The following is a 1,555-nucleotide window of genomic DNA, read 5'->3' as shown; positions in this document are numbered from 1 at the left end:
CTTTTGATATGTGTGTATCGAATGATAAGTCATGACTATTGTTCCTCCATAGCACCTTAATATGTTGATGGGCATATATGAAACTGGCGAAATATACGCTTAATAAATGGTTTTTCATCCGCTTTGTGCTGAACATTGTCTCAAGTTTGGGACTACTCTCTGCTTTGTTGCTATCACATCGTTTGCCTCAAGCAATGTCTGATATTCGCTCATGATTTATCTACTTTATTCCTGTATATCTTTATAGGATTAAAGAGATGTAACATCGCTGTGAGTTTATTTGCATATAAATCAATGCACTACTAACGTTTAATTTGTGTTTTAGAAATCCATAGAGAATAAGTGAATTTGTGAAAAGGAGTCTCTTAGCACAGACATGGCATTTTTTATGGGGAAGACTAGGCTTAACAGTAAGTAAACTATAAAAAAAACAGGTTAAATACTTATCTCTTTTCAACTCGAAGAGGCACAACAAAAGATTGGCCATTGATGAGGGGTAAGTATGAATTTGATTAAAGCCTGTAATGATTAACAAAAATAATTTGTACAGCTCTAGATAAGAGTGCTTGTGATAACGGGGGATATATGGATATTGAGGTTTCGCGCCAAGCTGCGGTTGTTGAAGCAGTAAGTGGGGATGTGGTTGTAGTAACACCTGACGGCAACCCAAAAAAAGTTCTAGTTGGCGATATCATCCGTGAAAATGAGATAGTCATTACCGCAAATAATGCAGAACTTGTATTAGGTGCTCCAAATGGTGAGGTTCTGGTTGGCGAGAATTGTGTTGGATGTATTGACCAAGAATTGTCTTGGGCTGATGCCCCTATCGCCGGAGAGGTCAATTTCGATCTAGAGCAATCTGACGACGGAGCATTTACTGACGATGATATTGCGGCAATCCAAGAAGCTATTTTAGGTGGCGCCGATCCTACTGAAATTTTGGAAGCAACGGCTGCTGGTGAAGGGCTAGGCTCTGCAAATGCAGGCTTTGTTACGATTGAATACAATAATATTCAAACTCAGCCCTCGACATTCTTTGAGACATCAGGGCTTGCGAAAGAAGAGGTAGAGGAAACTCGAGAGGAATTTAGAACGATCACACGTTCAGCTGGTGGTCAATCGATCAGCGAATCAGTCACTGAAGGTTCTATTTCTGGCAATACCTACCCCCAATCTATTACGACCACAGAAACGATTATTGCGGGCAGTTTAGCTCTAGACCCAGATTCTTTTGTCCCAGACACACTCTCCCTTGCTTCACTCCTAAGTGAGCTTAATAACGACATTACATCAAGCGGCCAAGTTGTCACGTTTACTTACGACTCGGTAACGAATTCCATTGTTGGTGTTCAAGGTACTGACGAAGTATTACGTATCGATATTGATGCTACTAGTGTTGGCAATAATATCGATATCTCATTAACCACCACGATTTCTCAATCTATTGATCATGTTCCGTCTATCGGTGGTGGGCAGGTTTCTTATACTGGCGATCAAATTAACTTTGCTTTTGATATTCAAGGTGAAGACTCCGCAGGAAACCCAATAGCATCAC

General features: G+C 40.5%; 1 protein-coding gene. It reads left to right on the top strand.

The annotated features are described in order from the left end of the window. Window positions 1-585: 585 nt before the first annotated feature. Window positions 586-1,555 (top strand): retention module-containing protein (locus tag AB4653_RS26475; RefSeq protein ID WP_372105713.1); only part of this gene is annotated, 970 nt, incomplete at its 3' end.

The organism is Vibrio sp. 10N.222.48.A3, from assembly GCF_041475345.1.
Lineage (GTDB): Bacteria > Pseudomonadota > Gammaproteobacteria > Enterobacterales > Vibrionaceae > Vibrio > Vibrio tasmaniensis_A.
This window is presented reverse-complemented; position numbering and strand designations above follow the sequence as displayed.